Here is a 3,696-nt window from a genome sequence, read left to right as displayed (position 1 = left end):
ATGCAGCGGCGATCTATCGATCCGGCGTTTTAGTTCAAATTCCACGCCCCGAGAGATATGCAGTCCATAAACTGATCATCGCCGATCGGCGGCGAGACGGGGCGGGGAGCCTAAAATCCGCAAAGGATCGCGAGCAGGCGGCCTTCTTGATCGAGGCGATGGTCGAGGACCGACCCGATGATTTGGCTAGTGCCTATGCCGCTGCTCTGGAGGTTGGCCCACGCTGGCGGGAGCACATCGGCAATTCTCTTAAACGGATGCCGAAGACAACGGCTATCATCGATACTCTGGGTATTTAACCGCCACAAGAAGGCATCGTGGATCGGCGACACCACTATCCCTCTACAACGCCCGTCGGCACAGCCTATGCGCATCGGGCTCGACGAGTAGCTGTAAACTCGGACACTGCCATCTTACTTGCTCACGGCAGATGGTTGCCTTGTCTGTATTTGCAACAGAGCCCTGGAAAACCATATCGCTGATCCTACCGACGCCAGTCGGTGGTCTTTCAGTGCAATATATGCTATCAAAGGAGTCTACTCAAACCGCATCAATAAGAGCGCTGCCCACTTTGCACAAATCGCGTGTTTCTGCTGCGCTTTTGAGGTGCGCAAAGAGGTCCTTTTTTGATATGAGCTGTCGCGCTCTGGGGCCGTAGCTGAACTCTACGGGATGTTCGCAGATCGCTGGGATCGCGCGTTCAAGTTCTGCCAAACTTTGCGCCGACAGCATCGCTCTAGCCAGGGGGCCGGGATAGAAGCTCTCGCTCAGCGCACCATTGCTATAGACCACTTCCTGCTGTTCGAACAGCATGTGGTAGTAGGTCTCTTTGCGGCGACCTTGGGCGACGCGGGCTGGCCCCTTTGCCAAGGCGAGATGACGCGCACGCACGAACACTTCGCTTGCCTCGCCCATTGTGCCCTTCATCACCAAGCAGTGTTGCGGTGAAACAAAAAGTGGGCTGTGATTGCCCATATAGCCCGCCGGAAGCCGAATGGAGCGAAGGTTGGGATGGTGCGCCAATTGCGTGGCATCCAGATGCGTCGAACCAATCCACTTGATTGGCTGCGCGCCATGGTCCCTTGTCGTGACCAGATCCCCCACGCGCAGTGTTTCAATTGGCACCTCTCCACGCAATGTTCTAATGCGGGTTCCTTTGGCAAAACACGGAATGCCAATTGAGATTTTTTCGGCAACACTGTCCACTTGTGAGGGGGCGACGCCTCGCAGGATCACCGTTTCGCCGTTGGCAAATGTGAGCTTGGCATTGCCATTGCCGTCGTCTGTGACTGTAACGCTTTTGGCTTTTATTGGCCCCCCGAACTGATCTGTCATCTGCGACACGTCAAGCTGATCGTTGGTGAGGCCATTTCCGTCGTCATCGGCGGTGTCAAAATCAACGATCACATCATGGCCAGAACCATCTTGAAGGACGAAAGTGTCCGCTCCTGAGCCACCGCTGAGTGTGTCATTTCCAAAGCCACCTGTCAGCGTATCGTTGCCGCCGCGTCCGTCGAGCTTGTCATTCCCCTCGCCATTCGCACCGCCCCCGTGCAAGCGATTGTCTGCGCTGTCGCCGGCGATTGTATCATTGCCAAAAGTACCGCTGACATTTTCGATGCCGTCGAGTGTGCCATGTCCACCTGTCTTGAGTGTGTAGCTGCCCGCTTGCAGATCAACATTTGCCGCGGAGCTGGGCCCTAGGTTTTGCAGGCTAAAGGTGTCATTGCCTGTTCCCCCATCGATGCTTTCACCGACGCCAAAACCGCCATAAATGGAGTCGTCGCCTGCGCCGGCGTCAACAGTGTCGGCGTTGAAGGCGCGATCTCCTCCGGTTTCAATTCCTGCGTTGCCACCGAAGGTGTTGATGATGTCGTTGCCATCGCCGCCGTTTAGGGTGTCTCTGCCGTCGCCGCCAATTAGGAGGTCTGCGCCCCCACCGCCGTCTATGTGATCGTCGCCCGTGCCACCATCCAGCGTGTCATTCCCGGGCGCGGCCCCCACAGACACGCTTAGATTGTCGATAGCCACATCCTTATTGTCAAAGTTACCAATGGAGGCGTCTTGAAGGGTGATCTTATAGTCAACTCCGGTGGACACGAAGCTGAAGCAGTGCGCACCCGTCGAAAGCACCATCTGATCAATGAGCGTGGTGCTTCCGTCAGAGACAGTCAGGCGCAGAAAGCCATAGCCGTTGTCGGAGTGACCGATGTCGTATTTATCAAAACTGATTGTGACCGCTTCGCCCGCCGGTATGCCCGAAATGGTTTGAAACACCTGTCCACCGTTCGGTGTGCCGTCAGCGTTAAAGCGAAGCTGGCCATCCACGACCTTTACTTGGCTAGCGTTGGTTTCACTGACGCCCCACCCGGCTGGGTTGCTGGACCCATCTATATTGGTAAACCCGCCATTCTGAACGAGCTCAGCAGACCCATCTCCGACAATTTTGTCGTTGCCAGAGCCGCCTTCTAGGGCATCGTTGCCCGCGCCGCCCACAAGGGTATCTGCGCCTGAACCGCCTAAAACGAAGTCATCTCCTGCGCCCGATTGGATGGAGTCATCGCCGCCATCACCGTAGACGGTGTCGGCGCCATCGCCAGACAAAACACTATCTGCACCTTCTCCTGCAAGGATCACATCCTGATCGTCAAGAAAAGTGCTGGTTGCGCTGTCAGTTTGATCCCCATGGGCGTCGACATATGACGTGTCAATGTGGTCAGAACCTGCTGTCCCGTCTATAGCGTGTGGAGGACCATATTGAACTGACGCATGCGTGATTTCATGCACCATGCTGAAGAAGTTGCTCACCGCATAGATGTTTCCGTCGCTGCCGATATGGTAGTCCACCAAAGCCGACTGATTGGTGATCTCGCTATCACCCGCGTTGATGATAAAATTCCAATTTACGGTGCCGTCGCCGCCGTGAAGGATCCCGATGGAGTCAAAGTCAGCTAAAGTCGTAGAAACCTGGTTCCCTGTGGCAAGCACACCTTTGTCATTTAGGGAAACGAGTAGGCCTCGTGTCATGAGCGTCACCTCTAGGTATTTAGTTTAGACCTTGCGTAAGGAGCATGTATAAACAATCTGTTGCTTCGCCATCAGGTGGTGATCTTCTTTAGGGAGAATTTTCTAAATAAGGCGTGTTTCTCTTTTGGGACCGAGCTTTGCAGCGTTGAAGGAGGAACCTGGATTTCGTGTTGGCTTACGGTCGACAGAGTATGGGCTAGTATTAAAACTGAGTTGCTCTGCAATGTTTGGTTAGGGTCTGTGGTAGTTCAGGCTACTTTCTGCTCTTACTGATTGGCTTGTGTTGCGTACTATTCTCAGCCAATAGGCTATTGAGTGAGGCTTCTCGCTAAGCGCAAAAAAGGGGCGTATTCGGTTGTAGAGCTCGTTCCATCTGCTCTCCCCAATCTTGGCTTTTGATCAGGTCTTTCGAGCATGGAATTGGCACGCTCGCATTTCAGGCTACGCCACAGACGATCCGGTAATCCCCCCGGAATATAGTGGTGTTCAGAAGTAGAGTTTTTTCGGCACTATGACCGAGGAGAATTCGGATGAAGCAGGCAAAATTCAGCGAGACTCAGATCATGTCGATCCTACGCCAGGCCGAGAACGGGGTGCCCGTTTCGGAGCTGTGCCGTGAGCATGGCATGAGCAGTGCCAGTACTACTAAGTGGCGCGCCAAGTTCGGAG

The 3,696-nt window shown here is 54.5% G+C and carries 3 protein-coding genes; 2 read left to right on the top strand and 1 reads right to left on the bottom strand.

The window, feature by feature from the left end:
• Positions 1-299, top strand: a 299-nt coding sequence (locus tag J7412_RS21715; RefSeq protein WP_247744063.1) for a GSU2403 family nucleotidyltransferase fold protein, incomplete at its 5' end; no start/stop codon positions are given.
• Between the two features lie 241 nt (positions 300-540).
• On the opposite strand, the gene J7412_RS21710 is transcribed toward J7412_RS21715, so the two are convergent.
• Entirely contained in the window at positions 541-3,027 is a 2,487-nt protein-coding gene (locus J7412_RS21710; RefSeq protein ID WP_209081942.1) for a Hint domain-containing protein, read from the bottom strand.
• Positions 3,028-3,557: 530 nt separating this feature from the next.
• On the opposite strand from J7412_RS21710, the gene J7412_RS21705 reads away from it, so the two are divergent.
• Positions 3,558-3,696, top strand: a 139-nt coding sequence (locus J7412_RS21705) for a transposase (RefSeq protein WP_209081956.1), incomplete at its 3' end; no start/stop codon positions are given.

Source organism: Shimia sp. R9_3 (genome assembly GCF_017743755.1).
Classification (GTDB): domain Bacteria; phylum Pseudomonadota; class Alphaproteobacteria; order Rhodobacterales; family Rhodobacteraceae; genus Shimia.
This window is presented reverse-complemented; position numbering and strand designations above follow the sequence as displayed.

Bases quoted from the DNA above. Each gene is read 5' to 3' on its own strand.
- J7412_RS21710 (WP_209081942.1), bottom strand. From the start codon at position 3,027: ATGACACGAGGCCTACTCGTTTCCCTAAATGACAAAGGTGTGCTTGCC.